A 26,627-nucleotide genomic window follows, 5' to 3' on the forward strand; every position below is an offset into this window, starting at 1 on the left:
CGGAGTGTACGCACGCAGATCCACGGTTGCCATGGGCTCATTGTGCCACAGGACGCAAACGACCGCAGGGCTATTACGTGTTGGTCGGGTAGGGGGCCGACGTCATGGTGACGGTATCCAGGCGACCTGATCCGGGGCGGCGATGTCGATGACTACCCGTCCGCGTCCTCGGGTCGAGATCGCTTCGAGCCGTCCGGCGATGTTCGCGAGCAACCACGATCCGTCAGGGGAGAAGCCAAGGACCGTCCCGTCGAATGCATCCGTGACGCAGGCGACGATTCCAGAACACGTGGACAGTCCCATTCCCGGATCGGCCATGATGAGCGTGAGTGCGCCGTCGGGAGAGTGCATCTCGACGGCGAAGGTTTGAGCGTCGTCGGCCGGGACGATACGACCCGAGGTTATCTGTAGGTCTTGCGGGTTGGTGTAGATCAACGAGAAGGGAGTTGCGTTGGACATCGGAGCATTGGGAAGCACGATGTCGCGCAGGAGTTCGGAGTCGCCGGGGATCCAGAGCACGGCAGGCACTCCGATCTGTTGCTGAACGAGGACCAGCAGGTCCGAACGGACTCCGACCGCGGCGAGCAATCCACGGACACCCGGGAGATCCGAAGCGTGGATGAGGACCTCGGGGTCTTCACCCTCTGGAGGCACCGTGAGGATCGACGAGGAGGTTTGCGAAACGGCGAATGGCACCGTGCCGACGACACCGAGTGAGGATCCCGAGAGCACCGTTGTGAGTCCTGCGGGACCGGCGCGAAGGATCTCTCGGTTATCGGTCTCGAGGAGAACGCCGAGATCAGCATTATTGACGATCGCGGTGACGGTTGCGGCGCCTGCAGGCAGGGAGCCGAGCGTTCGCTCCGTCGTGCCCGTTGTGTCGAGGAGCAGGACGTCGACGGTGTCGAGCCCGAACGCTGCCGTACGCAACAACGGCGTCGCGGGATCGACGGAGAACGCGGCCTGAATGGATGTGGTGGTCCCTGTGTCCGCCGGGTCGATGAGGTGCAGGCCATCCGGGTCGCGGCGGAACAACACCGAGTCTCGCAGTTCGAAGAGTGGCCCGGTATCGACGAGCGGCGTCGAGGTCGGGACCAGCGCAGGATCGTAGACTCGTAGGCGATCGCCGGGCTCGGCGGCCGTGTCACTGATGAGCGTTTCTGTGAATCGGGGTCCGACGGGGTGCGCATAGGTTCCGGTTTCGTCGGCCCAGTAGAGGGCGGTTCCGTCACCGGACCATGTGAACGGGGAGTTCGCGGGTGCGAGCAGGTGGGGGATGGGCTCCATGAGGTTGAGCAGCCAGATGCCGGAGCCTTCGCCGGTGATCGTTGCGTCGACGGCGAGATACTTCGCGTCGGGGCTAAGTACCCCAATACGGATGTCCGAGATGGCAGTCCGAGGAAGGATGTGGAAACCTCCGTTTATCCTGAGGCCCTCCTCATCTTCGCCTACCGCAGCAAGTCGGCTCACCGCGATCAGGCGACCGGCCGTTGGGCCTTGGAGGAGTGGTCCTTCCACCGACCAGACGTAGTAGGACTGCTCGGACAGACCGAGACCCAAAGCCATCGAATCGGCCGACCAGTGCAGGGATGCTGCGCGCGGTGGACTGGGGTAGGAAACCCGGTCGAGCTCGAGCGAAGCTCCGGTCTCGAGATCCCAAACCGTGGGGTGACCGTCGAGGTCGACCGTCGCGAGCAGCCTTCCGTTGGGGGAGAGTGCCGCGTCGAGGAGATCGGCAGGAACGGGGATCGGCAAGGGCGTGTGGCCTCCATCGGGGGTGACTCGCACATAGGCTTCGTCGGTGACGGTCAGCAGCGACCCGTCCGGCAATACGTCGAAGGCCGGTTCCAGGAAGGGGAACGTTCCTGTGAGAGTCTCCGGCGGCGTATCGGGCTTCAGTAAACCCAACCAGGTTCCGGCGGCGGGCTCGTACGCGGGTCGGTCGGCGCCGGGCCTGGGGATCGTGGTTGTCGTTGTCGTGATGACCGGTGGGGCGGTCGGTGCCGTCACGCGTTGGAAGCCGGATGGAATGGTGAGGATGGACAGGACTACTCCCAGTCCCACCACGGTGGCGGCGACCACCCAAGGCTTGATCGAGGGCCGCTGTTCCGTGGACTCCGGAAGAGGCGCCATGGAGGGTGGCATGTCCGATGGTGTATCGAACGTCTCGAGTGAGGAATCATCGGTTCCCTGCGGTTCCTCGGCGGGCGTCCAGGCGGGCCGTCCGCACCTCGGGCAGTCGTTGCCATCAACAGGCGCATCACAGTAGAAGCAGTACCCCATCGGGCACAGAGTACGGTGCACGTGGAGCAAGTGCAGGGGTGGGTCGGCTGCTGCGGGTGGTTCCCCGGGGGAGGGGGTGTTGGCGCCTCACGGCACGATGGGTGTGATTCCGGCGCATGCGAGGACGCATTCCGGGCGCGAAGACGAGGCACTAGGGCTTGCGCTCGAAATGGATATGGCGTGCATCGACGGGTCGGTGGTGGGGATCGTCGTGGAGGACATGGCCCTCATCGGTGGTCGACATGGGATGTCCATAGGCGATACTCAGAGATTCTGCCGTCAGTACCTCATCAGGTGTGCCGGAGGCCACGACGCGACCTGCGAGCAGGATCACGTGGTCCGCCATGTCTGCCTCATCGAGAGAATGAGTCGTGCCGATCACGGTGTTGCCGGCCGCCCTTTCGGCTTCGATGGCCTCCAGGATGTACTCGCGCGAAACGAGGTCGAGGCCGGTAATGGGTTCGTCGAGCAGGAGCAGCGAAGCCTCCTGGGCAAGTCCCTGGGCGACAAAGACCCGCTGACGCTGGCCGCCGGAGAGTTCAGACAGGTGCCGATCCGCCAGATCGCGGATACCGAGACGTTCCATGGCGCGTTGACAGGCCAAACGATCTCGTGGCTGGAAGCGGTGGAAGAACCCGAGTTGTGCATACCTGCCCATCCCCACGGCTTCGTGAACGGTGATTGGGGTGAGCTCGTTCAGTTTTGTCGACTGGAGCACGTAGGCGATGCCGGCCGGCCCGAGCGACGGCATGATCAACGAACCGGAGGTCGGTTCGATGAGGCCGGCGATAGCGCCGAGAAGGGTTGACTTGCCCGCACCGTTGGGTCCGATGATGGCGGTAACCGAGCCCGCAGGTATCTCGAAGCTCGACGAAACCAGCGCCGTCCGGTCCCCGTAGGAGAGTTCGAGGTTCTCCGCGCGAATCAGTGTTTTGCCTGGCATGCCTTACAGATCCCTTCCAGTTCGAGGCGGTGACCTGTGATGTGGTAGTTCCCGGCATCTGCCAACGAACGGATGAGACGCGAAATGGCACGTTCGAGTTCGGATGGGATGGCGACATCATCGGTGAGGCCACACTCGATGCACACGAAGTGGTGGTGATGCTCACCGGTGACCGCTTCGGCGATCTCGTAGCGGGCGACGCCCTCCGCGTCTCGATACTTGGTGACGAGTTCCGCCGTTTCCAGCGAGAGAAGCGTTCGGTAGAGCGACGATACGGGAACTGCCCGTCCCATTGCAGTGTCCAGCTCCGCGGCGGTGCGGGGCCCTGGTGTCTCCGTGAGCGCCTCGAGAACGAGTCGCCTTGCCTTGGTCAGCCGGACGTTCCGGGCGACGAGTTGTCGCTTCGCCCGTTCGAGAAGGTCTGCTTGCGTCATCACGCCAAGATGATACCATTCCCTCATGAAAATGAGAACCGTTACCATAATGATGGTGGCACTTTCCCTCTTCGGAAGTGCCTGCAGCAGTTCGCCGGTGGATGATCGACCGATCGTGGTGGCCACGACCACAATCCTCGGTGATATCGTCCGCGAGATCGCGGGCGACGAGTTGAATGTACAGGTCCTCATGCCGGTCGGAGTGGACCCTCACGAGTTCAGCGCGTCGGCCAAGCAGGTCGCGCAGATGGAGTCCGCGGTCCTCGTGGTGGCCAATGGCCTCGGCCTCGAGGAGGGTCTCACATCGGTCCTCGACGCCGTGATGGCCGACGGAGTGCCGGTGCTGAAGGTGGGGGATGTGGTGACGCCGCGGTATTTCGAGAACGGACGACCCGATCCCCACATCTGGTTCGATCCGGAGCGGATGGCCGTTGTCGCCCGCAAGATCGCCGATCGCCTCGCGCAGGTTGACGATGGTTTGTCACCTGCCGACTGGTCGAGTCGTGGAGGCGCCTACGCGGCTCGGATTCTGGACACCGAAGCGGAAATGGAGCGACGCTTTGGGCAGATCAGCCCCGAGCGCCGCAAGCTGGTGACTTCGCACATGGCGTTCGGCTACCTCGCCGATCGTTTCGGTTTCGAGGTTGTTGGCGTTGTCATCCCGGGCGGTGGCACACTTGGCGAAACGAGCGCATCCGCGCTCGGATCTCTTGCAGAGACCATCGTTGCCGAGGACGTGCCCGCGATTTTCGTCGAGACCACGGTGTCTCCTCGGCTCTCTGAAACGCTGGCTGCGGAGACAGGTCGCGACGTGAAGATCGTTACCCTCTATACGGGCTCGCTTGGTGCCCCTGGATCGGGAGCGGATACGTACCTGGGGCTTCTGCTCACCGATACGGAGCGAATCGTCGACGCCTTGAAGGAGGGCTAGTGGCAACGTCGAGGGATGGAGAGGATCCCAGGACGAGTTGTGCGAGGGGCCACTGAGCGTGGACTGGCTCATCGATCCGTTCCGTCTGGAGTTCATGCAGCGGGCGTTGCTGGCAGGATTCCTCGTGGCGGCAGTGACGTCGGTTGTCGGTACCTGGGTCGTCCTGCGGGGCCTTGCCTTCATGGGCGACGCACTTGCCCACGGAGTGTTGCCCGGGATCGCTCTCGCGGTGTTGATCGGATTCAGTCAGCTGCTTGGCGCAATCGTATCTGCGCTCGTGATGGTGTGGGGTATCGGTGTGATCCATCGCAGGGCGAGACTTTCGGAGGACACGGGGATCGGTCTGCTGTTCGTGGGGATGTTGGCCCTTGGCGTGGTGATCATCTCCCGCACATCCTCCTACGCGGGAAGTTTGACAGGGATCCTCTTCGGTGATGCGCTGGGCGTGACGAGGGGCGACCTCTGGGTTCTGGGCGCCGGGTTGGTCGTGACGGTGATCATCGCTCTGGCCTTCTACCGACCGTTTCTCGCCCTGTCGTTCAACGAAGACAAGGCCGCCGTGCTTGGAATGCGGCCCCGTCTCGCTCACGCCGTCATGCTCGCGCTCGTGACCCTGGCTGTCGTCATCGCATTCAGAACGGTGGGAACCCTGCTGGTCTTCGGCCTCTTGATCGCTCCACCGGCAACTGCGGCGCTGATCACGCGGCGCGTGCCGACGATGATGGTGATGGCCGTCGGGCTAGGCCTGCTCTCGGTGGCGGGCGGGCTCCTCACGAGCTTCTACGCGAACACGGCCGCCGGGGCGACGATGGCGGGACTCTCTGTGGCGTTGTTCTTCCTCGTGCTCATGTCGAGAGATCTCGTGACGCGCCATCACGCGTAATCGAGATGTTCCGGCAGGCATCTACCATGAATGTTCATGGCCAGGCATCGAGTATCGACGAAACGCCCTGAAGTCGTGCGGGCTCTGCTGGCGGCTGCAATCGTGTTCGGCGTCGTCCTGTTCGCCTTTGTCACAGTATCGGGTGTCCGCGCCTTTCAGGCCTATCGGAGCGTTGAGCGCGAGCCGTTTGCCGAAGCGACCAAGGTGCGGCAAGGAATCGCAGGCATGACGGACGAGCAGCGATCCGAGATTCGGCAGGAGGCCTCGGTCGCTCAGAAGACCGCTCAGAAGACCGGTCAGGAGGCCAGTCGCGCCATTCCGCTCCTCGATCGGGATCTGCTCGCGATCGTGGCGGCACAGCGGAACGGCCGTCAACCCTATTTCGTTCCCTTCACCGTCCCGGAGGCTACGAGCCCCGCGCTTCCGGACGGCATGTTCGCGTCGTACCTGTTGGTGGGTCAGGAGGGGCCTCGCGCCGACTCGATGATCTTCATCCTCCTTCCTTCCGACGGGTCTGCTCCGATCATGACGTCCCTTCCTCGGGACCTCTACGTGAAGAATCCCTGTACGGATGAGTACGCCCGACTCAACACGGGTCTCGGCGGGTGCAAAGGTTTTGCGGGTGGCGCCGAGTTGCTGTCATTGATGGTGCAGGACTACACGGGCATCGAAGTGGACCATTTCGCCCGGATCGACTTCGGCGGGTTCGCCGCCGTCATCGATGCGCTGGGAGGGGTGGACGTGTGTCTCGACAATCCCGTTCGAGACTGGAGGTCGAAGCTCGACCTTCCGGCAGGATGCTCACATATCGGTGGCGATCAGGCGCTTGCGTGGGTGCGAACGCGACATACCGAGGAGTATGTCGATGGCGCGTGGCGGCCCGTGCGGGGCGCAAGTGATTTCACCCGCGAGCGGCATCAGCAGGAGATGCTGTTCAAGGTCGCCGACCGGCTCGCCTCGTTCGGCTCGCTGTCGGCGTTCTCCAATGTGGCGGACCAGGTGGCGGGAATGATCCATCTCGATTCGCGATTCGCATTCGGCGATGCGGTGAGTCTCGCTTGGAGCTTCCGTGGGATCAGTTCGTCACAGGTCAAGCGTGTCCGCGTGTCGGTGAAGGATTACGTCACCGATCGGGGTGCGTGGGTGCTGCTTCCGACGGCGACGTTCAACGAGGCCTTGGCGAAGGTCTATCCGCCGGCAAAGCGCTGATCGAGCACGAAACCGCTCGGCCATTGGTTCTCGGTCATCGGTGATCAGTTTTCAGTCATCAGTGGTCGACGCGGTGGCCTTCTTGTTGGGAACGCTTCGACGGCCGACGACTGACGACTGACGACTGACGACTGACGGAGGCGGTCTCGCCTACACGATCTCCACGGTTGTTTCCACCGGCACGTTTCCGCGAATGGCGTGAGATACCGAGCACATCTCCTCGTGGCTCTTGTGCACCGCATCGGTGGCCTCCTGTTCGGTTATGCCGTGGCCACCGACTCGGTAGTGCATGCGGAAACGCTGGAACTTCCACGGAGGATCCGGTTGCTTCGTGTAGCGAACGGTGATTGTGAACTCGTCGACCCGATCGGTGCCGAGCAGGTTCAAGACGTCGATGCCCGAACAACCGGCCAGGGCCATCGGCAGGAGGTCGGAGGGGCGAACGCCCAACGTCGCCTCTCCATCGATGTCGACGGGCATGTCATCCCGGTCGACGGCATCGAAGCGATGGTCGCCCCCCCACGTGAGAGATACGGAAGCCACTTCAGTTCCTTTCGTAACTGTTTCGAATGATGGCAGATGTCGATGGACACCCGGTTGGAGGTAGTGCATGACTGGTAGAACGTGGGACACGAGGGCGGCCGCCCGTTGTCCTCGATCCCGGACAGGACTAAGTTGGACGTTGCTTGACATGTTCCGTCGAGCGACATCTAATGGAGGAGAGAGCATGAGACGCCGATTCTGGGTCGTTGCGTTGTTTGCCGTGTTGGCCATGGTGGCTGCTGCTTGCGGTGGCGGCGCGACGACAACGACGACGGCTGCCCCGGCAACGACGGCTGCCACGACGACAACCGCCCCGACGACAACGACGACGGCTGCCACGACGACGACCGAGGCACCTCCGAGCCCCAAGACGATCATCATCGGCACGACCGACACGATTGCCGAGTTCGACTCGGCAGATGCGTACTCGGTGCGTGACTGGGAGATCATTCGTAATACCGGTGTGGGTCTGTTGACCTTTGCCCCCGGTACGACGGATCTGGTGCCCGGCATCGCCAAGAGCTACGACGTCAGTGATGACGGAAAGACCTATACGTTCCATCTTCGTGACGATGTGAAGTTCGGCGATGGTTTGGCCCTGACGGCGCCGATGTATGTTGACCACATCCACCGGATGCTGACCCTCGACGGGTCGGGCGGTGTCGGCGGCGCGCTCGGTACGCCGTACATCGATACGGTGAGTGCACCGGATGATTTGACCGTGGTCTTCCAGCTGAAGGACGCGTTCGGCTACTTCCCGCAGATCGTTGCGGGTGCGCCGTACATCCCGATGGATCCGAACCAGTTCCCCCAGGACGCTCTCGTCGAGTTCCCGGACCCGCCGTTCTATGGCGTAGGTCCGTGGACGGTCACCGACTACACGATCGGTGAGCAGATGGTCCTCGAGCCCAATGAGTTCTACTTCGGCGACAAGCCGAAGGTGGACCGGATCATCATCAAGGACTACTCGGATGCCCAGACCATGGCGCTGGCGCTGCAGAACCACGAGATCGACATCGCGTGGCGCACGATTGCGCAGCCCGACCTTCTCGAGCAGCTCAAGGGCGTGGACGGCCTGACGGTCGCCACCGTGCCTGGTGGTTCCATCCGCTATCTGATCATCAACCACGCTCTGTCGCCGACCGACGACTCCAACGTGCGCAAGGCGCTGGCATACGCGCTCGACCGTGACGACATCGTCGACCGGGTATCCGGTGGGACGTGGGAGCCGCTGTACTCGATGGACCCGCCAGGGTTCCTCGGTGCAACGGAGGCGTTCGACACGATGTACGGGTCGCCGAATCTCGACAAGGCGAAGGAAGCGTTGAAGGCCGCCGGCTACAGCGAATCGAACAAGCTGGAGCTGCAGTTGAGCTTCCCGCCACAGCACTACGGTGGCACGGTGAGCGACACGATGCAGGTTCTGAAGGAGCAGTTCGAAGCGACCGGCATGATCAACGTCACGTTGAACTCGCAGGAGTGGAGCACGTATATCGGTGCCGTGATCGGCGGAGCCGACTACACCGTCTCGCTGCTCGGTTGGTTCTTCGACTATCCGGATCCGAGCAACTACCTGGAGCCGTTCGTACTCAATGGTGGACTTGGCACGATGGTGACCGATCCCGATACGGGTGAGGCATTGAGTGATGAGGCCGCGAACCTCGTCGACCTGCTGAAGCAGGCTGCGACGAGCACGGATCAGGCGAAGCGCGCCGACCTCTACGGGCAGGCACAGGATGTGTATGCAGACCTGGTCGTGACGATCCCGATGTGGTTCGAGGCGGAGCACGTGATCTATTGGGACAACATCTCTGGCTCGGCGACCGACGCGAACCCGCAGTCGCTGAACATCGGACCTTCGTTCGATCTGAACTACGCGCTGCTGGATATCACCGGCTAGTCGCTTTCAAGCTGAGGAAGGGGCGGGCCTTCGGGCCCGCCCCTTCTCTTGTCGTTGTGGGACCTGCACAGGCGGCCAATCCGAGGATCGGAAGGGCGCCAGAGGGCGACCGTGGCGCGACGGGGGTAAACGCGGAGTAATCTGACGCTCCTTGTGCATCCACTAGCGATTCTCTTTCTCATGATCGGCATCCCTGCCGGGATCGCTCTTCTGTATGTTTTCGTGCGCGGGAGCGCAGGGCTGCGGCGCTATGTGATCACTCGTGTGCTGCTGACGATCCCGATGATCTTCATCCTCGCATCGCTCGTGTTCCTCGTCCTGCGGGCGATTCCGGGTGATCCGGTGACGTCCAGCCTTGGGCCGAAAGGCAGCCCCGAACTCAAGCAACGGCTGAGGACGGAACTCGGCCTGGAAGATCCGATGATCGTGCAGTACGGAAGGTTCCTGGGAGAGGTCGTCACCTTGGACTTCGGACGGTCACTCGTCGGGGGACGGCGGCGCATCGTGGACGAGATGGGTGAGCGGTTTCCCGCGACGTTGGAGCTGATCGTCCCTGCCGCGTTGATGGCGCTGCTCCTGGGTATCGTTCCGGGGACCTTCGCGGCGTCGCGTCGAAGACGGACAGCCGACTACTCACTGCGCCTGTACAGCGTCATCGTGTATTCCATGCCGATCTTCTGGCTGGGTCTGCTGCTTCAGTTGCTGTTCGCCGTCCATCTGGGCTGGGTTCCGGTCGCAGGGCGCATTGACGCCGTTGTGGGGACGACTGTCCATCGAACTACCAATATTCTCCTGATCGACACCCTGTTGACGGGGAATTGGCCTGCTTTCTGGAGTGTCGTGCATCACCTCATCCTTCCGGTGATCACGCTCGGATTGATCCTGTCGGGAGTCTTTCTCCGACTCACCCGCATCAACGTCATCGAGACGTTGCAGCAGGACTACATCACCGCAGCCCGCGCTCGAGGTGTCAAAGAATGGGTCGTCGTCTATCGACACGCGTTGAAGAACGCGATGATCCCGGTGATCACGCTGATCGGACTGCAGGTGGCCATCCTGCTGGCAGGTGCGGTGCTGACCGAGACGGTGTTCTCATGGCCGGGAATGGGGCGGTATCTCGTGGAAAGGATCTCGGTTCGTGACTACACCGCCGTCCAGAGTGTGATCACGATGTTCGCGATCTTTGTGGCGCTCATCAGCCTTGCCGTGGACATCGTCTACTCGCTGCTCGACCCGAGGGTGCGGTACTGATGGCGAATCCGCAGACCCGCGAAGAGGTACCCCAGTGGGAGCAGGACCTTGCCAAGGTCGGCTGGGTCCGCAGGGCAATCCAGGCACGCCGTTGGTACAAGGCCGACTGGTGGTTCGTCACGATCAGCATGGTCCTCGTGTTGTTCTTCCTCATGTTGGCGATCGCCCCGGGAGCGTTCGCCGCCCATGATCCTCGGGAGCAGGTCGGACCCCGACTCCTCGCACCCGGTGAGGCACCCGACGTCGAGGCGCTTGTCGTGCCCGTGGATTCGGGCATCGCCACACTCAGTGACCTCGCAGGTGTCGGCAGAGTCTCCGTTGGAGTCGTCAAGGGCACGCCTTCGAGCCAGACGGTTCGTGATGAGGCAGCCCGCATCACCGACGAGATGAAGGCGAAGGGAAGCGACGATACGATCCGGCTGAGGGTGAAGCGCTATGAGACCGTGGAAGAGACGCTCGCGGCATTGGCCGCCGGTGACATCGGCTTCGCCGTGCTTTCCTCGAAAGCCGCATCGGCGATCATCGATCAGTATCCCGGACTGGTCGTGGACGGACCGGTGGCCGGAGAAGGAATCTCGACGAGTGGCAGTTTCCCGCTCGGAACGAACCAGCTCGGTCAGGACGTTCTCAGCCGGCTGATCTGGGGGACGCGAGTTGCCTTTCTCATCGGATTCGCGGCGGCACTCATGTCGCTGATCATCGGGCTCCCACTCGGGTTGATTGCCGGGTTCGCGGGCGGATGGCTGGATCGCACGATGAGTGTGATCATGGACAGCCTCTACGCGTTCCCGGGGCTGATCCTCGCCATCGCGATCACGGCGGTACTCGGTCCTTCGATCATCAACGTGATCGTTGCCATCGGCGTCGTGTATGTTCCGACCTACTACCGGATCGTGCGCGGGCAGACGCTGTCGGTGAAAGAAGAGATGTATGTGGAGGCAGCTCGCAGCATCGGCGCCACGCGCGGCTCGATCTTGCGCAGCTATGTCTTCCCGAACGTCATTCCATCGGTGGCCATCATCTTCTCGGTCAACGTCGCCGATGCCATCCTCACCGGTGCAGGCCTGAGCTTCCTTGGTCTCGGCCTTCCACCGGACACGCCGGACTGGGGCATCGATCTGGCTCGCGGTCAGGAGAACATCCAGAACGCGTGGTGGATGATCACCTTCCCCGGTCTCGCCGTGATGTCCGTCGTGCTCGCCTTCACCATGATGGGTGAGGGCCTCATGGAGATCTTCAACCCGAAACTGAGGGATCGATGATGGGAGACATCCTCTACTCGATACGCGACCTCACCGTGGAGTACGCGACCCGCTCCGGTTATGTGCACGCTGTCGACCAGGTCTCGTTCGACATCCGCAGAACCGAGATCCTGGGTCTCGTCGGCGAGTCCGGTTGCGGCAAGTCCACGTTGGGCAAGGCGCTCATGCGAATGATCCGACCTCCGGGTCGGATCGACGGCGGGGAGCTGTGGTTCGACGGCGTCGACCTCATGACGCTGTCGGAAAGGCAGATGCAGTCTGTCCGCGGTGCCGATATCGGCATGGTGTTCCAGGATCCCATGACGTCGCTGAACCCGGTCCAGAGGGTGATCGAGCATCTCACCGAGACCATCCGAACCCATGAGCGGGGTGTCTCGGAGCTTGCGGCGAGAGCGAGATCCGAGGAACTGGTCGAGAAGCTCGGGATCAGGCGGGAGCGTCTTACCGACTACCCCCACCAGCTCTCCGGAGGAATGCGGCAGCGGGTCATGATCTCACTGGCGCTTGCCCTGCGAGCAAAACTGGTGATCGCCGACGAGCCGACGACCTCTCTCGACGTCATCGTCGAGGCGAAATTCCTGGATCTGCTTCGGGAGCTTCGTGAGGAGTTCGACCTGACGATCCTGCTGATCACGCACAACATCGGCGTCGTCGCCGAAGTCGCCGACCGTGTCGCCGTCATGTATGCGGGCCGGATGGCGGAGATCGGTGACGTGTATGGAGTGTTCGAGAAACCGAAGCATCCGTACACCGATGGTCTGCTCCAGTCGGTGCCGAACATCAATCTGGCCGAACACGACCTCTACAAGATGGAGGGTTCCCCACCGAACCTGCTCCATCCTCCGTCCGGATGCCCGTTCCATCCTCGCTGTCCGAAGGCGATGGATATCTGCGCAGTCGAGGTGCCGGTGTTCCACGAAGTGGTTCCGGGACAGGCAACCGCATGCTGGCTCTATGAAGACGCCACCGAGGGGGCTGCGCGTGGCTGAGAATCTCGTCGAGGTTGTCGACCTCAAGAAGTGGTTCCCCGTCGCGCAGGGGTTTGTGGCGGGGCTGACCGGTGCTCCCCGTCGGTATGTGCGAGCCGTCGATGGGGTCACGTTCGAAATCCGCAAGGGAGAGGTATTCGGCCTCGCCGGCGAATCCGGCTCGGGAAAGTCCACCGTCGGCAGATTGGTGCTTCGGCTGCTCGAGCCGACCGACGGGAAGGTCGTGTTCGATGGCGTCGAGTTGGGTTCACTGTCTCGTGAAGAAATGCGGAAGCTTCGGCACCGCATGCAGGTCGTCTTCCAGGATCCGCTGGCGTCACTGAACCCCCGGATGACGATCGGCGAGGCCATCGAACATCCTGCAAAGATCCATATGCCCCATCTGAGTGCGGAGGAGCGCCACGCGCTCGTCCTTCGGATGCTCGACCAGGTGGGGATGGTGCCTCCGGAGTTCTTCCACTCGAAGTATCCGCATCAGATCAGCGGTGGGCAACGGCAGCGGATCGTGTTCGCGAGGGGAATGATCACCGCACCCGATCTCATCGTGGCCGATGAGCCGATCGCCATGGCGGACGTGAGCGTGCGAGCGCTGCTGCTCGATCTGATGATGGAGCTCAAGGATGAGTTCGACCTCACGTATCTGTTCATCAGTCACGACCTCGCCACCGCGAAGTATGTGTGCAACCGGATTGCCATCATGTATCTCGGCAAGATCGTCGAGATCGGTCCGCTCGAAGAGGTCTACACGAACGCGCAGCATCCCTACACGCGGGCACTGCTCGACGCGGTTCCCGTTCCAGACCCGAAGCACCGGCGCACCGAGCCGCTGCCGGCCGGCGAGATTCCCAACCCGATCGATCCGCCTCCCGGCTGCAATTTCCATCCGCGGTGCAAGATCGCGCAAGCCGGGATCTGTGACGAGATCGACCCGGTCCTCTTGCCGGTCGGCGATGATCCCGAGCATCTCGCCGCCTGCCATCTTCGTACCGGCGAGTATCGGGACCTCGACCCGACGAAGTAGTTCCCGTTCTCGTCAATGCCGGCGTCGGTATGCGACGCTTGTATTGACAGGAATCAGGTCCCGGTTTTCTTGTCAATGCCGGCGTCGGTATGCGACGCTTGTATTGACGAGAAAGGGTGGATGTGCGGATAGGGATCGACCTGGGTGGAACCAAGATCGAGGGGATCGCTCTCGACGACAGAGACCACGAGCTGGTTCGGCGGAGGATCGCGACCCCTGCCGGCGACTATGAGGCGATCGTTCGAGCCGTCGCAGAGCTGGCCCGATCGCTCGAAGAGGCGACCGGATCTCAGGGAACGGTGGGGATCGGGCACCCGGGCGCGATCTCACCTGCCACAGGTCTGGTCAAGAACGCCAACTCCGTCGTGCTCAACGGGCGTCCGCTCGATGAAGACCTCTCGGCAGCTCTCGGTCGGCCGGTCCGTCTCGCCAACGACGCCGACTGCTTCGCGCTGTCCGAGGCGATCGACGGGGCGGCGGTTGGAGCAGACGTCGTGTTTGCAGTGATCCTGGGCACGGGGGTCGGTGGGGGCATTGTGGTACATGGCGCACTGCTGTCCGGTCCGAACGGTATCGCCGGCGAGTGGGGGCACAACCCGTTGCCGTGGCCACGGGCGGATGAACTGCCCGGTCCCGCCTGCTATTGCGGGCTGCACGGCTGTGTGGAGACGTACCTCTCAGGGCCGGCGATGGAGCGCGATTACTCCGAAGGGCGGGAGCTGTCGAGTCGGGAAATCGTTCGGCGGGCCGAGGCCGGAGGCGACAGGGCGATCGCGGTGATGGATCGGTATGTCGACAGGCTCGCGAGGTCGCTCGCCGTTGTGATCAACATCGTCGATCCGAACGTCGTCGTCTTGGGTGGTGGCATGTCCAACATCGATGTTCTCTATGAACGGATTCCACAGATGTGGGACAGGTACGTGTTCAGCGACCGGGTCGATACCCGGTTGGTGAAGGCGCTCCACGGTGACTCGAGCGGAGTGCGTGGTGCTGCACGGCTCTGGCCCGGGTAGTCGGGTCACGGCTGTAGCCTCCTCCGAGCGATGAGGATCGGTACGACACGTTTCCAGAAGACAGCATTTGCATTTGGCGGCCTCGCGGCCCTCGGCGCGCTTCTGCTCGTCACGGGCGGGTTGTCGGGAGCCCATCTGGAGAATCGTGACACGTTCTGCGCGTCTTGCCATTCGCAACCGGAGAGTGTCTACGTCACTCGCAGCCTCGCGGCGAACCCGATCGATCTGGCGAGCTTCCACACCACGAAGCAGGTGCGCTGCATCGACTGTCACTCCGGGCCTGGCGTGATGGGGAGGGCCTCCGCCCTCGCGCTGGGGGTTCGGGACGCAACGCGCTACTTCACGGGTCGTTTCACCCAGCCGGCACCACTGACCAGGGCGATCGCCGACGCGCAGTGCACGAAGTGTCACGGCGATGTGGCGAACGGGCAGGACTTCCAGAACCACTTCCACGTGTTCCTCGCCCAGTGGCAGGCACGGAGCCCGAACGCGGCCTCCTGTGTCCGCTGCCACGAGAGTCACATCACCGATGGAGAGGCGCGTATCGGATTCCTCAACGAGGCGCGCACCACCCAGGTCTGTCAGGCTTGTCACTCGTTCGCGGGCGCAGATGACTGAGGTATCTCGAGGACGAGCCCTTCGAGGCGGTCGAAGACGACGCCGGCGTTGCGGAGATGCCGTTCCGGCTCGAAACAGCCGGCGATGCCGTCACCGTCGAGTGGCACATCGAGATCGGTCATGAGCAGGTCGCGCAGATCTCGGTCTTCGTTCCAGGCGCGTACCGCGTCACGCTGGACGATCCGATAGGCGTCGTCGCGCGTGAGGCCGGCGTCCACGAGCGCGAGCAGCACGGACTGACTGAACACGAGGCCGCGTGTTGCGTCGAGGTTCGCCTGCATGCGTTCCGGTTTGACGATCAGACCGTCGACAACCCTTGCGAATGTGGCAAGCATGTAGTCGAGGGTCGTGCACGCATCGGGAAGAATCACCCGTTCGGCGGAGGAGTGGCTGATGTCCCGTTCATGCCAGAGTGAGACGTTCTCCAGGGCCGTTACCGCATAGCCGCGCAACACGCGGGCAAGGCCCGCCATACGTTCGGACAGGATCGGGTTGCGCTTGTGAGGCATCGCCGATGAGCCCTTCTGGCCAGGCTGGAAAGGCTCTTGAACTTCGCCGAGTTCACTTCGCTGCAGGTGGCGGATCTCGGTGGCGAAGCGCTCGATCGAAGATCCCGTGAGAGCGATGGCCTGAATCAGTTCCGCATGGCGGTCCCGGTGGGTTATCTGTGACGATGCGGGTTCGATGCCCAGACCGAGCCTCTCACACACATACGCCTCGATGGCAGGGGGTGCCTGAGCATAGGTGCCGACTGCTCCGCTGATCTTGCCGACGGCAACGGACTCGCGGGCGCGTTGCATCCTGGCGTGGTCTCGCTCGAGTTCGAACGCCCATGTGGCGAGTTTCAAGCCGAATGTCGTGGGTTCGGCCCACATGCCATGGGTTCGGCCCACCATCACCGTGTCTCGGTGTTCGAACGCTCGACGTTTGACGATGTCGAAGAGGGCGGTGATCTTCTCGATCAGGAGGTCCGCTGCATCGCGCAGCACGGTGGCCTGTGCGGTGTCGAGGACATCGGACGAGGTGAGACCGTAGTGGACCCACGAGCCGGCGGGCCCCGACGATGATGCGAGCAGATCGACGAACGCCGCGACGTCGTGGTGTGTGATCTGTTCTCGCTCCTTCCAAGCGACAGGATCGACCGGTGGTGCAGAGCGGACGGCCTGTCCGGCTCCTTCCGGAGCGATACCGGCGTCTTCCCATGCCTCGACGACGAGTGCCTCGACTTCGGTCCACATGGAGAGTTTGTGTGACTCAGACCAGAGTTCCACCATTTCGGGGAGGGAGTATCGGGCGATCATGGGCGTATCTTCGCAGGTCCCCGTCTGCTCCGGCGTGAGGCGGTGGGGCTTCTTGGCGAACTCATGAACGGGCCGTCTAGTGTCGTGGTTCCTGGAGGGAGCAATGCGAACGCTGACAAATGCTCAGGCGCGCAGAATCGCGCTTCACGCGCAAGGGTTTGCCGACCCGGTGCCCAAGGGCAGAGTGGACGTACGGCACTTTCGCAGGGTGATCCGCCGCACCGGAGTCGTACAGCTGGATTCGGTGAACGTGCTCGCGAGGGCTCACTACCTGCCGTTCTTCTCTCGGCTCGGCTCGTATGATCGGGGCACGCTCGACCGGTGGCTGTGGAATAGTGGCGAACTGTTCGAGTACTGGGGGCACGAAGCCTCGCTCCTTCCCATTGACGCCAGGCCCCTGCTTGTGCACCGAATGAACGGCGACACCCACTGGGCGTCGATCGAAAGGCTCGGCCGGGAACGTCCCGACTTCATCGAGCACATCTTGAACGAAGTCCGGACCAGAGGTCCACTGACCGTATCGGACCTCGACGCGCAAGAGCGGAGATCTGACGCGTGGTGGGGATGGCGAGCGGAGAAGCTCGCTCTCGAATGGCTTTTCTTCCGTGGAAGGCTCACCGTCGCCGGTCGGCCCAACTTTTCGCGGTTGTACGACTTACCCGAGCGGGTTCATCCGCAGGCGCTCACGTGGATCGCACCGGCGGTGGAGGATGCCCGAAAGGAGTTGCTTCTGCGTGCCGCAACAGCACACGGGATAGGGACCGCAGCCGACCTGGCCGACTACTACCGGATGCGGCCGGCGGTGGCGAGGCCTCTTCTCGATGACCTGGTGCGGTCCGGTCGGCTGCAGCTCGCCGAGGTGACCGGATGGTCCGGAAACGCGTACGTGCATCCTGACGCGGTCTTGCCCCGTCGCATCGAGGGCGCCGCGCTCGTAGGCCCGTTCGATCCGCTCATCTGGTGCAGGCCCCGTGCGGAGCGACTGTTCGATTTCCGCTACAGGATCGAGATCTATGTACCCGTGGAGAAGCGACAGTTCGGGTACTACGTCCTGCCGTTTCTGCTCGACGGGGAGTTCGTCGGTCGTGTCGATCTCAAGGCCGATCGCAAGAGGAGCGTTCTGATGGCGCGGAGTTCCTATGTGGAAGATGGGCACGATCCGATGAGGGTTGCCCGGGCCATGGCCGGAGAGCTTTGGTCGATGGCCCGATGGCTGGGACTGGGAGAGCTCGAAATCGACCAAAAGGGGGACTTGTCGAGCCTCCTCCGGAAGGAGGCGCAGTGAGCGCGTTCCTCGAAGGCGTCATCGCAGGATACGGCATTGCCATCCCCGTTGGCCCGATTGCGGTGCTGATCATCGGACTCGGTACACGTCGTGGCTTCCCCCGGGCCTTCTTTGCAGGTCTTGGCGCGGCACTGGCCGATCTGATCTACGCAGGCGTTGCGGCGGTCGCCGGGGCTACCGCCGCCGCCCTGCTGATGCCATACGAAGGGGCATTGCGGGTTGCCGGAGGGTTGGTGCTGCTGGTTGTCGCCGTCGCCGCGGCGATGAAGACGTTCCGGCCGGGCTCTGAAAGCGAACGTACGGCTTCGTCTCATGTGCGCGCGCTGACGGGCTTCCTGTCGATCACGTTGATGAACCCGGTAACGCTCACGTACTTTGCCGCCTTGATTCTCGGATCGGCCGGAGGCGTGGCCACGACGGCGACAGGAGCGATGTTGTTCGTCACCGGAGCCTTCCTCGCGTCACTCTCATGGCAGACATCCCTCGCCGTGGCCGGCGCGGTGCTCGGGCATCGTATGTCCGATCGAACACGCGTCGTCACGGGGTTGCTGGGGGCCGGCGTGATCCTGCTGCTGGCGGTTCGGATGCTGTTCGTAGCCTGAGCTGCCACGCTCACCGCACGGTCGTGTGTCGATCCGAGGCCGCGCAACGAAGCGCCTGGTACTCGACAGAGGCCTACTCCACAGGAATCACCTGTGTGCGCTCCGGACCGACCGAGATCCATCGGACGGGAACGTCTGTGCTCTCTTCGATGAACTCGAGATAGGTTCGGGCCTCTTTCGGCAGGTCGTCGATCCGGCGCACCGCCGAGATGTCATTGTGCCAGCCGGGCAGCTCCTGGTAGACGGGAGTGCAGTTGTAGAGCACTCGCTGTTGACGGGGCAGCTCCGTGTAGCGATCTCCGAGCGAGCTGTAGGCAGTGGCAACTTTGAGCGTGTCGAACTCCGAGAGGATGTCCAGTTTCGTGATGAACAGGTCGGTGAGAGAGTTGACTCTGACCGAATACCGCAGTGCTACGAGATCCAGCCAGCCGCATCTGCGCCGCCGCCCGGTCACGGTTCCGTACTCGCCCCCCACCCGGACCATGGTCTCGCCGACCTCATCGTCGAGTTCGGTTGGGAAGGGCCCGGTTCCGACCCTGGAGATGTATGCCTTTGCGACGCCGACGACGCGGTCGATCGCCTTCGGACCGATACCTGAGCCCGTCAGAGCGCCTCCTGCGGACGGATTCGAGGAGGTTACGAACGGGTATGTTCCATGGTCGATGTCGAGCAGTGTGCCCTGGGCACCTTCAAAGAGCACTCTCTTGCCGTCTCGCAGAGCCGACCAGATGAGTAGAGAGGTGTCCGTCACGTATGGCCGGAGACGTTCTGCATACTCGTGGTACTCCTCCGTGATCTGATGCCCGTCGAGGGGGAGCTGGTTATAGACCCGCGTCAGGATCTTGTTCTTCTCTTCAAGCGCAATGTCGAGCTTGTTGCGAAAGATCTTCTCGTCGAAGAGGTCCTGGACTCTGATTCCCTGGCGTGCGTACTTGTCGGTGTACGCGGGCCCGATGCCCTTCTTTGTCGTGCCGATCTTCTGCCGTCCGAGATAGCGCTCTTTGACGGCGTCCAATTTGCGGTGGTAAGGCATGATCACATGGGCATTCGAGGAGAGGCGGAGGCGCGAAGGGTCGACTCCCCGAGACGCGAGCATGTCGATCTCTCCGAGCAGCACACCGGGGTCTACCACGCATCCGGAGGCGATGACCGGTGTGCACATCGGGTTCATGACGCCTGAAGGAACGAGGGAGAGAGCGAAACGTTCCTCGCCCACCACGACGGTATGACCGGCGTTGTTTCCCCCCTGGTATCGCACGACGTAGTCGGCGCCTTCCGAGAAGTAGTCGGTGACTTTTCCCTTGCCTTCATCGCCCCACTGGGCACCGAGAACGATCGTTGCAGTCATGCGCAGATGGTACATCGAGATCGCTCCATGGAGCCTTTCGCCGTTCAGGAACATCCTCCGCCTGTCGATAGGATGGTGTGGATCAGTCGAGGAGGGCTCTGCAATGCCGCGAATCCGCGCCGGCAACATCGCCGAACATAAGGAACTGACGCGAATGCAGATCCTTGGGGCTGCACAGATCCTTTTCCACGATCTCGGGTACCAGGGAACGTCACTCGCCGACATCGCCGCCAAGGTGGGCATCGGGAGGACCACGCTGTACGAGTACTTCACCGACAAGGAGGACCTGGTCGTCTCCTTGGTCGAACTGGAGCTACCGAAGCTGCTGCACCGTCTCGTCCAGTCTGTGGATACCGCGGCTCCGTATGCCGATCAGATCGCCGAGCTGGCCAGGGGAATGGTCGAGTTCGTGGGGACCGACCCGACGCTTGGACTGATTCTTCACCGAGATATCCCGAAGCTTTCGCGCAAGGCCCAACGTCGAGTGCGCGGCGCCCACGCGGAGTTCACGGACGCGTTGGCCCGCATCTACGGAGAAGGCGTGGAGGCGGGTGAGCTCCGGGCGATTCCGGTCGACTTGGCAGGGCGATTCCTGCAGGATCTGATCATGTCTGCTGCCAAGGCGTTGATCGTTCGACCCGATCCAGCCGACCGGATGCAAGAGGTGACTGCCTCTATGGAAGAGTTTCTTCTCCATGGCTTGTCCGTTGGGTAGAGGGGCGGGAGATCATGGCTGCCGGTGCCATCTATCCGAAGATCCGTGTTCACGATCTGCCGGATGATCCCTCTGCGGGTGAGCTTCTGACGCACGGTTTTGCACGTTCCAGCGCACGACTCTTCAAGAACTTGTCGGAGAGCGATCCCGAATCGATCCACCAGGCGCGCGTGGCGACGCGGCGCCTTCGATCTGATCTGCGAACGTTCGGTCCACTCTTGGAAGGGAGTGCTCGGGCCTTGCGGCGAGACTTGAAGCCTCTCGCGGCGGCGCTCGGAGAAGTCCGCGACCGTGATGTCTTCATGCATTGGGTTGCCGACAACATGGAAGTACTCGATGAGACCGACCAGCTCGTGGCCGAGGCACTGCTCGGAGCCTTCGGCCGTCGCCGGGAAGAGGGTCTCGTTCGGTTGCATGTGTACTTGGAGACCTTCGAGGGGCTTGCCGAGAGGCTGACCGCGTGGGCGTGTTCGCCACCCCTGAAGGCCGAGGCCGACCGTCGGGGCAGGAAAGTGATGCCTCCTCTGGTTCGGAGACGCTGGAACTGTCTCAAATCCGCGGTGAGGGAGCCAGGGCCGAAGGACGGTGCCGCCCTGCATCGGATTCGTGTTCTGACGAAGCGAGTCCGTTACGGAGCAGAGCTCGTGGCACCCGCAATCGGACGCAAGGCCGATCGATTCGCGGCCGCAGCGGCGATCGTCCAGGACGTTCTCGGGGAGCACCATGATGCCGTGGTGGGACACCGGATCCTCGTCGGCGTCGCTCGCCGACTCGCCCCCCGGTACGCCGTTGCACTTGGACAGCTCGCCGGGCTGGAACTCGTCCGACGGAGGCAGGCGGAAGCCGACTGGGAACCGGCCTTCGTCGCCCTGAACCGCAAGGAGCTGAGGAAGTGGATGTGATTCGCGCAGCCGGAGGGGTCATTCCGAGGGATCGTTCGGTTGTTCTCGTCCACCGGCCGAAATATGACGACTGGAGTTTTCCGAAGGGCAAGCTCGACGGTTCCGAGAGTTTTCACGACGCAGCGCTGCGAGAGGTCGAGGAAGAGACGGGGCTGCGGTGTCGGCTGGGTCGGTGGTTGTCCGATGTGGAGTACGTTGACGCCGATGGCCGCCAGAAGATCGTTCGGTACTGGCTCATGGAGGTGGTCGGGGGTGACGTGGCCGATCACGAGCCCGACGCCGAGATCGACGCGGTCGAATGGGTTCCCATGGAAGAAGCCGTCGGGCGGCTGACGCACGATCTCGACAGGAAGCTTCTGGCGCTGATCAAGTAGCCGGTTTTCAGTTCTCAGTTTTCAGCCATCGGTGGTTGACGTGGTGTGCTCTTGTCGGGAACGCTCCGACGACCGACGACCGACGACCGACGACCGACGACCGACGACCGACTCCTACCCGGGCGGTCGCAGTTGGGTGATTGCTGCCTCGCTGTCGCTTCCTCGAAAGCCCCAGTTGTCCAGCATCCATTGCTGACTGTCGAAGCCGTCGCCGTCGCCGTCGGCGCGGCGGTAGCTGCCATCTGCTTGGAGAATCCGAGCCTGTGCCGTGTCCTTGAGGTGAACGGCAAGCACCGCATCTCTTACGAGAATGAGATCGGCGCCTTCGAGGGGGAACAACAGCTCGACCCGTCGGTTGAGGTTGCGGGGCATGAGGTCGGCGCTTCCGAGGAACAGCTCCTCTCCGTCACCACCGTTGTGGAAGTAGTAGATGCGCGTGTGTTCCAGGAACCGGCCAACGATGGAGCTGACGGAGATCGTGCTGCTCACACCCGGAACACCCGGGCGGAGGGCACAAATGCCTCTCACCTGGAGATCGATCTTCACACCGGCTTGCGAAGCGCGATAGAGCGCCTGGATTATCTGTTTGTCGACAAGGGCGTTCATCTTGAATGCCAGGTATCCATCACCGTGCGTTTGATGTCGTTCGATCTCACGCTCGATCCGTTCGAGGAGTTCGGAACGCATGGCGGTCGGTGCGACGAGGAGCTTTCGGTACTTGGACTGATGGGCATAACCGGTGAGGACATTGAAGAGTTCGGAGACATCCTCGGCGATGTCCTCGTCGATCGTGAACAGCCCGAAGTCCGAGTACACGCGCGCCGTGACCAGGTTGTAGTTCCCGGTTCCCAAATGCACATAGCGACGAAGGCCTGTCGACTCTCGGCGCACGACGATGGTCATCTTCGCGTGGGTCTTCAACCCGACGAGTCCATAGACGACATGCACCCCCGCTTTCTCGAGGGCACGTGCCCAGCCCAGGTTGTTTTCTTCGTCGAACCGAGCTTTGAGTTCCACGAGCACGCTGACTTGCCTGCCGTCCTCGCGTGCCTCGAGGAGTGCGTCGACGATCGGGGAATTGGGTCCGATGCGATACAGGGTCTGCTTGATCGCCAGCACCTTGGGATCGCGTGCCGCCTGGCGGAGGAAGTCGACGACCGGCATGAAGCTGTCGTACGGGTGATAGAGGATCACATTCTGCTGGCGGATCGCAGCGAAGATGTTGTCTGCTCCTGCAAGAGCCGGTGGGATGGACGGCTTGAACGGCTCGTCTTTCAAATCGGGTCGGTCGACCTGTGTGAGCTCCATCAGATCTGTGAGACCGAGCGGACCGTCGAAGGCGAACACCTGGTATGGGGCGAGCCCGAGGTTCTTGATCAACATGGCGCGCACCCATTCGGGCATCGCCTGGTCGATCTCCAATCGATCGGCAGAGCCAAAGCGCCGGAGTCCAACCCAGCGTTCGACGGCGACGGAGAGATCTGCAGCTTCGTCTTCCTCGATCTCGACATCGGCATCGCGTGTGAGGCGGAACGGATACGCCGCGACGATCTCAACCCCTGGAAACAGCAAGTCGAGGTTGGCTGCGATTACCTCTTCGATCCAGACGAACGTGTTGCTGGAATGTACAAGGCCAAGGTTCTCGTAACTATCGGCCTTCTCTTCGCTTGGGACGCGGAGGAGACGAGGGAACACGGCAGGGACTTTGAGTCTCGCAAAGAGTTCCCCTCGGTCGGAGTCGTTCACCAACACCGCGAGATTCATGCTCAGGTTTGCGATGTGCGGGAAAGGCCTTCCGGGGTCAAAGGCGAGCGGAGTCAGAGCGGGGAAGATCTGCCGCTTGAAGTGGCGGCGAAGCAGTTTGCGCTGTTTTCGTTTCAGCTGGTCGTACGGGAGTATGGCGAGCCCGGCTTCGGCGAGGGCCGGCATGAGGTCATTCTTGTAGCAGTCCACATGCATATCGAGTTGCGGGATCAACGTCTTGCGAATCTCGGCCAGCTGTTCAGACGGGGTCATGCCGTCCGGGGGAGCTTCGAGAACGCCGGATTCGAGCTGCCGGCGCAGGCCAGAGACGCGGATCATGAAGAACTCGTCGAGATTCGACGCGAAGATCGAGAGGAACTTGACCCGTTCGAGCAACGGATGTCGCCTGTCCAGCGCCTCTTCGAGAACGTGGCTGTTGAACTGCAGCCAGCTCAGCTCCCTGTTGATGAACAGGGACGGATCATCCAGGTTGATCGAGTGCCGTAGCGGCTCGGATGTGACCATTGGTCGGGCTCCAGAAGGGCTGCAGAGTGGTATATCGGCCTCTTCTGTGCCGAATATACCGTTTCGTTCCATTTGTGGTCGTGGGTACGCTGAAGACCGAATGAAGATTCTGCTGCTGATGCGTCACGGGAAGTCGGATTGGAACGCGGCGTTCGGCCACGATCACGAGCGTCCACTGGCGCATCGTGGAGTGAAAGCAGCCAAGATGATGGGCCGTTTCCTGAGCGACGCAGGAGAGATTCCCGACGCGATCATCACATCTTCTGCGGTGCGGGCAGACCAGACGGTCCGGTTGGCGTCGGACGCAGGGGCTTGGGGTGCGCCCCTTCGTGTCACGGACCGTTTCTACAACACTCGGTCCGAAGCCGTTCTTCGAGAAGTCAGGGCCGAACCGGAGGACACGACGAGGCTCATGATCGTCGGGCATGAACCTACCTGGTCGCTGTTGCTCTCATCGCTGGTCGGAGGCGGACGTCACCCGCTTCCAACGGCGGCCGTGGCGAGGATCGACTTACCTGCGGCGACATGGGTCGACGCGGAACCGGGCACCGGCGAGCTCCGCTGGCTCGTGACACCACGACTCCTGGGAAAAGTCCTCGGCGACGGTTCCTGAGAACTGGAGGGTCATGTGCCGGGGAATTCCCTCGTAGTAGCGTGCGGCTATGACCAACCTTCCTGCCCCCGACTGGTATCCGGACCCGGCGAAACGGCATGAGCATCGCTATTGGAATGGCTCTGCATGGACCGACCAGGTTGCAGATGCCGGTACCCAGTCGGTCGATCCGCTCGAACTCGGAACTCCAGGGGATGCGGCTGCCGAAAAGATCCAACGCCAGGTCGAGGATCAAGCCGGGATCGTTGATGCTCCTACCGGCGGCGGGACGGTGTTCAGCGAACGGGTCCTGGTCGTCAACCAGAAGACGAAACTCATCGAGGTCAACAACGAGTACGCGATCTACGACCAGAACGGCAAACAGATCGCCGCGGTCCGGCAGGTAGGGCAGAGTGCCCTGAAGAAGATCGCACGGGTCGTCTCGAACCTCGACCAGTACATGACGCACATGCTGCAGGTGGTCGACATGGCGGACAACGTGCTGCTGACCATCACCAGGCCCAGGAAGATCGTGAAGTCGCGATTCCAGATTGCGGACGGGTCGGGAAACGAGATCGGCACGGTGCGTCAGAAGAACGTGTTCGGCAAGATCAAGTTCTCCCTGGAGGCAGGCGGTCAGAATGTGGGGTCGATCGATGCGGAGAACTGGCGGGCGTGGAATTTCAGCATCAAGGATGCATCCGGTACCGAGGTGGCGAGAATCACGAAGACGTGGGAGGGGCTGCTGAAGACGGCGTTCACGACCGCCGACAACTACGTTGTGAAGATCGAGCGCGAACTCACCGAACCGCTGCGCAGTCTCGTGATCGCGTCGGCGCTGACAGTCGATACGGCACTCAAACAGGACAGCCGCGGCTGGAACTGATTCAGGGCAACCGCTGCTGCTGGACGCCCGGTCGTTGGCCGTGGACCGAGAAGGGGCTGCCTTCGATGCCGTGCATGAGGGCGATGATGAACGGCTGTCTCGGGTTGCGCGCCGCCGTCTCGACGGCCGAGCCAACGTTGGCCCTGAGGGTTTCGATAGCCCGCTCGAGATGGTCGACTTCGAGTCTCACGCCCGACAGGACCGTCGAACCGTCGTGGCCTGTGGGGAGAGGGACGCTGAGTCGGGGCGCCGGTGGCGACGCCCAGGATTCGTGTCGGCGGGTGACATCGAACTCGACGACGGATTACCCGAGGGAGATTGCACGGTCGAGGTCTTCGGCCCGCGGCACGACGGTGATCCCCAAGACACGCATCGATGTCAGGCTACGGCTACCACCGGTCGGTCTTTTTCTCGTCGTAGAAATCGAGCTGGTCGATCGGAACGATGAGCGATGTCAGGATGTTCATCAGATGAGCGGTGATCCTCTTGCAGTACCGGTAGTAGAGCGCCTGGGGCACGGCCTGGGACGGTAACGTGTCGGCATTGATCTGCTCGAGTACGTGTGCGTCGAACTCATCGAGCTTTCCGTCTCCCTCGAGGATGAGCTTCCGTGCACCTTCTTCGTCACGAGCGCTGAACGTCCTCGCCGTCTCGGCGACGAACGCGGAGACCCAGCGGCGATCGGCGAGGAGCTGTTCCTTGTTCTCACCGGCTTGCAGTTGACCGACCGCATTCGCGAGATCCCAGATGTTCTTCGCGTAGTCACCGACTCGCTCGGCATCCTTTGCAACACTCATCGACGCCAAGACCATTGGCAGGTCGGCCTTCGCTCCGTGGACACTGACGTGGACGACGAGTTCGCGTCTCACCTCGCGTTCCGTCTCGTTGATTCGTCGGTCGGTCTCCCTGATGTCGGCTCCGACGACGACAGGATCGGCTCCGGCGAGCAGGGCGTCGGTGGCTGCATCGAACGTGTGCCTGCCATCGACGATCATCGCCCGGATCTTCTGTTCGATTGCTTCGAGTTCGCTATCCGAGCTTCCCCGGAAGAATTCGATCACCATGTGTGTCTCC

Annotated in this window: 26 protein-coding genes; 17 read left to right on the top strand and 9 right to left on the bottom strand. The window is 62.4% G+C overall.

Annotation, left to right across the window (positions count from 1 at the left end; genetic code table 11):
• Positions 1 to 102: 102 nt before the first annotated feature.
• The 3 genes from GXP34_04010 to GXP34_04020 all read right to left on the bottom strand — a co-directional run bounded on the left by GXP34_04010 (position 103) and on the right by GXP34_04020 (position 3,663).
• On the bottom strand, positions 103 to 2,145 hold the full coding sequence (locus GXP34_04010) for a WD40 repeat domain-containing protein (protein ID NOY55131.1): 2,043 nt from the start codon (positions 2,143 to 2,145) through the stop codon (positions 103 to 105).
• 289 nt (positions 2,146 to 2,434) lie between these two features.
• Entirely contained in the window at positions 2,435 to 3,226 is a 792-nt protein-coding gene (locus GXP34_04015; protein ID NOY55132.1) for a metal ABC transporter ATP-binding protein, read from the bottom strand.
• Complete coding sequence (locus GXP34_04020) at positions 3,208 to 3,663, bottom strand: transcriptional repressor (GenBank protein NOY55133.1); 456 nt, start codon at positions 3,661 to 3,663, stop codon at positions 3,208 to 3,210. The genes GXP34_04015 and GXP34_04020 overlap by 19 nt, the downstream gene beginning before the upstream one ends.
• A gap of 22 nt (positions 3,664 to 3,685) precedes the next feature.
• On the opposite strand from GXP34_04020, the gene GXP34_04025 reads away from it, so the two are divergent.
• From GXP34_04025 to GXP34_04035, 3 genes are read left to right on the top strand one after another with little or no spacing between them, the layout of a single operon-like run.
• Positions 3,686 to 4,591 (top strand): zinc ABC transporter substrate-binding protein, encoded by a 906-nt coding sequence (locus tag GXP34_04025; GenBank protein ID NOY55134.1) that lies wholly within the window; start codon positions 3,686 to 3,688, stop codon positions 4,589 to 4,591.
• Positions 4,592 to 4,649: 58 nt separating this feature from the next.
• Entirely contained in the window at positions 4,650 to 5,474 is an 825-nt protein-coding gene (locus GXP34_04030) for a metal ABC transporter permease (GenBank protein NOY55135.1), read from the top strand.
• 36 nt (positions 5,475 to 5,510) lie between these two features.
• The gene (locus GXP34_04035) at positions 5,511 to 6,683 is read left to right on the top strand and encodes a hypothetical protein (protein ID NOY55136.1); all 1,173 of its coding nucleotides are present in this window, start codon (positions 5,511 to 5,513) and stop codon (positions 6,681 to 6,683) included.
• A 150-nt stretch (positions 6,684 to 6,833) separates the two neighbouring features.
• Here the strand turns inward: GXP34_04035 and GXP34_04040 are convergent, their stop codons facing one another.
• Positions 6,834 to 7,226, bottom strand: coding sequence for an OsmC family protein (locus GXP34_04040; protein NOY55137.1), 393 nt, complete (start codon positions 7,224 to 7,226; stop codon positions 6,834 to 6,836).
• A 184-nt stretch (positions 7,227 to 7,410) separates the two neighbouring features.
• On the opposite strand from GXP34_04040, the gene GXP34_04045 reads away from it, so the two are divergent.
• The 7 genes from GXP34_04045 to GXP34_04075 all read left to right on the top strand — a co-directional run bounded on the left by GXP34_04045 (position 7,411) and on the right by GXP34_04075 (position 15,280).
• The gene (locus GXP34_04045) at positions 7,411 to 9,126 is read left to right on the top strand and encodes a peptide ABC transporter substrate-binding protein (GenBank protein ID NOY55138.1); all 1,716 of its coding nucleotides are present in this window, start codon (positions 7,411 to 7,413) and stop codon (positions 9,124 to 9,126) included.
• Positions 9,127 to 9,306: 180 nt separating this feature from the next.
• Positions 9,307 to 10,377 (top strand): ABC transporter permease, encoded by a 1,071-nt coding sequence (locus GXP34_04050; protein NOY55139.1) that lies wholly within the window; start codon positions 9,307 to 9,309, stop codon positions 10,375 to 10,377.
• A complete protein-coding gene (locus GXP34_04055) occupies positions 10,377 to 11,639 on the top strand; it encodes an ABC transporter permease (protein ID NOY55140.1) in 1,263 nt (420 codons plus the stop codon). The genes GXP34_04050 and GXP34_04055 overlap by 1 nt, the downstream gene beginning before the upstream one ends.
• An 8-nt stretch (positions 11,640 to 11,647) precedes the next feature.
• Positions 11,648 to 12,628, top strand: coding sequence for an ABC transporter ATP-binding protein (locus GXP34_04060; protein ID NOY55141.1), 981 nt, complete (start codon positions 11,648 to 11,650; stop codon positions 12,626 to 12,628).
• Positions 12,594 to 13,649: an ABC transporter ATP-binding protein gene (locus GXP34_04065; protein ID NOY55142.1), complete on the top strand. Its 1,056-nt coding sequence runs from the start codon at positions 12,594 to 12,596 to the stop codon at positions 13,647 to 13,649. Before GXP34_04060 ends, GXP34_04065 begins: the two co-directional genes overlap by 35 nt.
• A gap of 122 nt (positions 13,650 to 13,771) precedes the next feature.
• Positions 13,772 to 14,662 (top strand): ROK family protein, encoded by an 891-nt coding sequence (locus tag GXP34_04070; protein NOY55143.1) that lies wholly within the window; start codon positions 13,772 to 13,774, stop codon positions 14,660 to 14,662.
• A gap of 30 nt (positions 14,663 to 14,692) precedes the next feature.
• Positions 14,693 to 15,280 carry a hypothetical protein gene (locus tag GXP34_04075; GenBank protein NOY55144.1) on the top strand — a complete coding sequence of 196 codons (588 nt, stop codon included), beginning with the start codon at positions 14,693 to 14,695 and terminating at the stop codon, positions 15,278 to 15,280.
• Here the strand turns inward: GXP34_04075 and GXP34_04080 are convergent.
• Positions 15,253 to 16,581: an adenylosuccinate lyase gene (locus GXP34_04080; protein NOY55145.1), complete on the bottom strand. Its 1,329-nt coding sequence runs from the start codon at positions 16,579 to 16,581 to the stop codon at positions 15,253 to 15,255. The genes GXP34_04075 and GXP34_04080 overlap by 28 nt on opposite strands.
• Before the next feature lie 103 nt (positions 16,582 to 16,684).
• Here GXP34_04080 and GXP34_04085 point away from each other — a divergent pair, with 103 nt between their 5' ends.
• Positions 16,685 to 17,866: a winged helix-turn-helix domain-containing protein gene (locus tag GXP34_04085; protein NOY55146.1), complete on the top strand. Its 1,182-nt coding sequence runs from the start codon at positions 16,685 to 16,687 to the stop codon at positions 17,864 to 17,866.
• Positions 17,863 to 18,468, top strand: coding sequence for a LysE family transporter (locus GXP34_04090; GenBank protein ID NOY55147.1), 606 nt, complete (start codon positions 17,863 to 17,865; stop codon positions 18,466 to 18,468). The genes GXP34_04085 and GXP34_04090 overlap by 4 nt, the downstream gene beginning before the upstream one ends.
• Before the next feature lie 73 nt (positions 18,469 to 18,541).
• Here GXP34_04090 and GXP34_04095 read toward each other — a convergent pair whose 3' ends face one another.
• Positions 18,542 to 19,816, bottom strand: coding sequence for an adenylosuccinate synthase (locus GXP34_04095; protein NOY55148.1), 1,275 nt, complete (start codon positions 19,814 to 19,816; stop codon positions 18,542 to 18,544).
• A 103-nt stretch (positions 19,817 to 19,919) separates the two neighbouring features.
• Between GXP34_04095 and GXP34_04100 the strand changes: the two genes are divergently transcribed.
• From GXP34_04100 to GXP34_04110, 3 genes are read left to right on the top strand one after another with little or no spacing between them, the layout of a single operon-like run.
• Positions 19,920 to 20,531 carry a TetR/AcrR family transcriptional regulator gene (locus tag GXP34_04100; GenBank protein ID NOY55149.1) on the top strand — a complete coding sequence of 204 codons (612 nt, stop codon included), beginning with the start codon at positions 19,920 to 19,922 and terminating at the stop codon, positions 20,529 to 20,531.
• 14 nt (positions 20,532 to 20,545) lie between these two features.
• Entirely contained in the window at positions 20,546 to 21,433 is an 888-nt protein-coding gene (locus tag GXP34_04105) for a CHAD domain-containing protein (protein NOY55150.1), read from the top strand.
• The gene (locus tag GXP34_04110; protein NOY55151.1) at positions 21,379 to 21,807 is read left to right on the top strand and encodes an NUDIX hydrolase; all 429 of its coding nucleotides are present in this window, start codon (positions 21,379 to 21,381) and stop codon (positions 21,805 to 21,807) included. Before GXP34_04105 ends, GXP34_04110 begins: the two co-directional genes overlap by 55 nt.
• Before the next feature lie 114 nt (positions 21,808 to 21,921).
• Here the strand turns inward: GXP34_04110 and ppk1 are convergent, their stop codons facing one another.
• The gene (gene ppk1 / locus GXP34_04115; protein NOY55152.1) at positions 21,922 to 24,075 is read right to left on the bottom strand and encodes a polyphosphate kinase 1; all 2,154 of its coding nucleotides are present in this window, start codon (positions 24,073 to 24,075) and stop codon (positions 21,922 to 21,924) included.
• Between the two features lie 100 nt (positions 24,076 to 24,175).
• Between ppk1 and GXP34_04120 the strand changes: the two genes are divergently transcribed.
• Entirely contained in the window at positions 24,176 to 24,688 is a 513-nt protein-coding gene (locus tag GXP34_04120; protein ID NOY55153.1) for a histidine phosphatase family protein, read from the top strand.
• 49 nt (positions 24,689 to 24,737) lie between these two features.
• Positions 24,738 to 25,553 carry a DUF2510 domain-containing protein gene (locus tag GXP34_04125; protein ID NOY55154.1) on the top strand — a complete coding sequence of 272 codons (816 nt, stop codon included), beginning with the start codon at positions 24,738 to 24,740 and terminating at the stop codon, positions 25,551 to 25,553.
• A 1-nt stretch (position 25,554) separates the two neighbouring features.
• On the opposite strand, the gene GXP34_04130 is transcribed toward GXP34_04125, so the two are convergent.
• Positions 25,555 to 25,743 carry a hypothetical protein gene (locus tag GXP34_04130; GenBank protein NOY55155.1) on the bottom strand — a complete coding sequence of 63 codons (189 nt, stop codon included), beginning with the start codon at positions 25,741 to 25,743 and terminating at the stop codon, positions 25,555 to 25,557.
• Positions 25,744 to 25,942: 199 nt separating this feature from the next.
• Complete coding sequence (locus tag GXP34_04135) at positions 25,943 to 26,617, bottom strand: hypothetical protein (protein ID NOY55156.1); 675 nt, start codon at positions 26,615 to 26,617, stop codon at positions 25,943 to 25,945.
• Positions 26,618 to 26,627 lie beyond the last annotated feature (10 nt).

Source organism: Actinomycetota bacterium (assembly GCA_013152275.1).
In the GTDB taxonomy this organism is placed as follows: Bacteria; Actinomycetota; Acidimicrobiia; order Spongiisociales; family UBA4744; genus BMS3Bbin01.

What these genes read in the sequence shown, in the direction of transcription:
- GXP34_04010 (NOY55131.1), bottom strand. Translation starts at nt 2,145, where the DNA reads ATGCCACCCTCCATGGCGCCTCTTCCGGAGTCCACGGAACAGCGGCCC.
- GXP34_04015 (NOY55132.1), bottom strand. Translation starts at nt 3,226, where the DNA reads ATGCCAGGCAAAACACTGATTCGCGCGGAGAACCTCGAACTCTCCTAC.
- GXP34_04025 (NOY55134.1), top strand. Translation starts at nt 3,686, where the DNA reads ATGAAAATGAGAACCGTTACCATAATGATGGTGGCACTTTCCCTCTTC.
- GXP34_04035 (NOY55136.1), top strand. Translation starts at nt 5,511, where the DNA reads ATGGCCAGGCATCGAGTATCGACGAAACGCCCTGAAGTCGTGCGGGCT.
- GXP34_04045 (NOY55138.1), top strand. Translation starts at nt 7,411, where the DNA reads ATGAGACGCCGATTCTGGGTCGTTGCGTTGTTTGCCGTGTTGGCCATG.
- GXP34_04050 (NOY55139.1), top strand. Translation starts at nt 9,307, where the DNA reads ATGATCGGCATCCCTGCCGGGATCGCTCTTCTGTATGTTTTCGTGCGC.
- GXP34_04055 (NOY55140.1), top strand. Translation starts at nt 10,377, where the DNA reads ATGGCGAATCCGCAGACCCGCGAAGAGGTACCCCAGTGGGAGCAGGAC.
- GXP34_04065 (NOY55142.1), top strand. Translation starts at nt 12,594, where the DNA reads ATGAAGACGCCACCGAGGGGGCTGCGCGTGGCTGAGAATCTCGTCGAG.
- GXP34_04075 (NOY55144.1), top strand. Translation starts at nt 14,693, where the DNA reads ATGAGGATCGGTACGACACGTTTCCAGAAGACAGCATTTGCATTTGGC.
- GXP34_04080 (NOY55145.1), bottom strand. Translation starts at nt 16,581, where the DNA reads ATGATCGCCCGATACTCCCTCCCCGAAATGGTGGAACTCTGGTCTGAG.
- GXP34_04085 (NOY55146.1), top strand. Translation starts at nt 16,685, where the DNA reads ATGCGAACGCTGACAAATGCTCAGGCGCGCAGAATCGCGCTTCACGCG.
- GXP34_04095 (NOY55148.1), bottom strand. Translation starts at nt 19,816, where the DNA reads ATGACTGCAACGATCGTTCTCGGTGCCCAGTGGGGCGATGAAGGCAAG.
- GXP34_04100 (NOY55149.1), top strand. Translation starts at nt 19,920, where the DNA reads ATGCCGCGAATCCGCGCCGGCAACATCGCCGAACATAAGGAACTGACG.
- GXP34_04105 (NOY55150.1), top strand. Translation starts at nt 20,546, where the DNA reads ATGGCTGCCGGTGCCATCTATCCGAAGATCCGTGTTCACGATCTGCCG.
- ppk1 (NOY55152.1), bottom strand. Translation starts at nt 24,075, where the DNA reads ATGGTCACATCCGAGCCGCTACGGCACTCGATCAACCTGGATGATCCG.
- GXP34_04120 (NOY55153.1), top strand. Translation starts at nt 24,176, where the DNA reads ATGAAGATTCTGCTGCTGATGCGTCACGGGAAGTCGGATTGGAACGCG.
- GXP34_04125 (NOY55154.1), top strand. Translation starts at nt 24,738, where the DNA reads ATGACCAACCTTCCTGCCCCCGACTGGTATCCGGACCCGGCGAAACGG.
- GXP34_04135 (NOY55156.1), bottom strand. Translation starts at nt 26,617, where the DNA reads ATGGTGATCGAATTCTTCCGGGGAAGCTCGGATAGCGAACTCGAAGCA.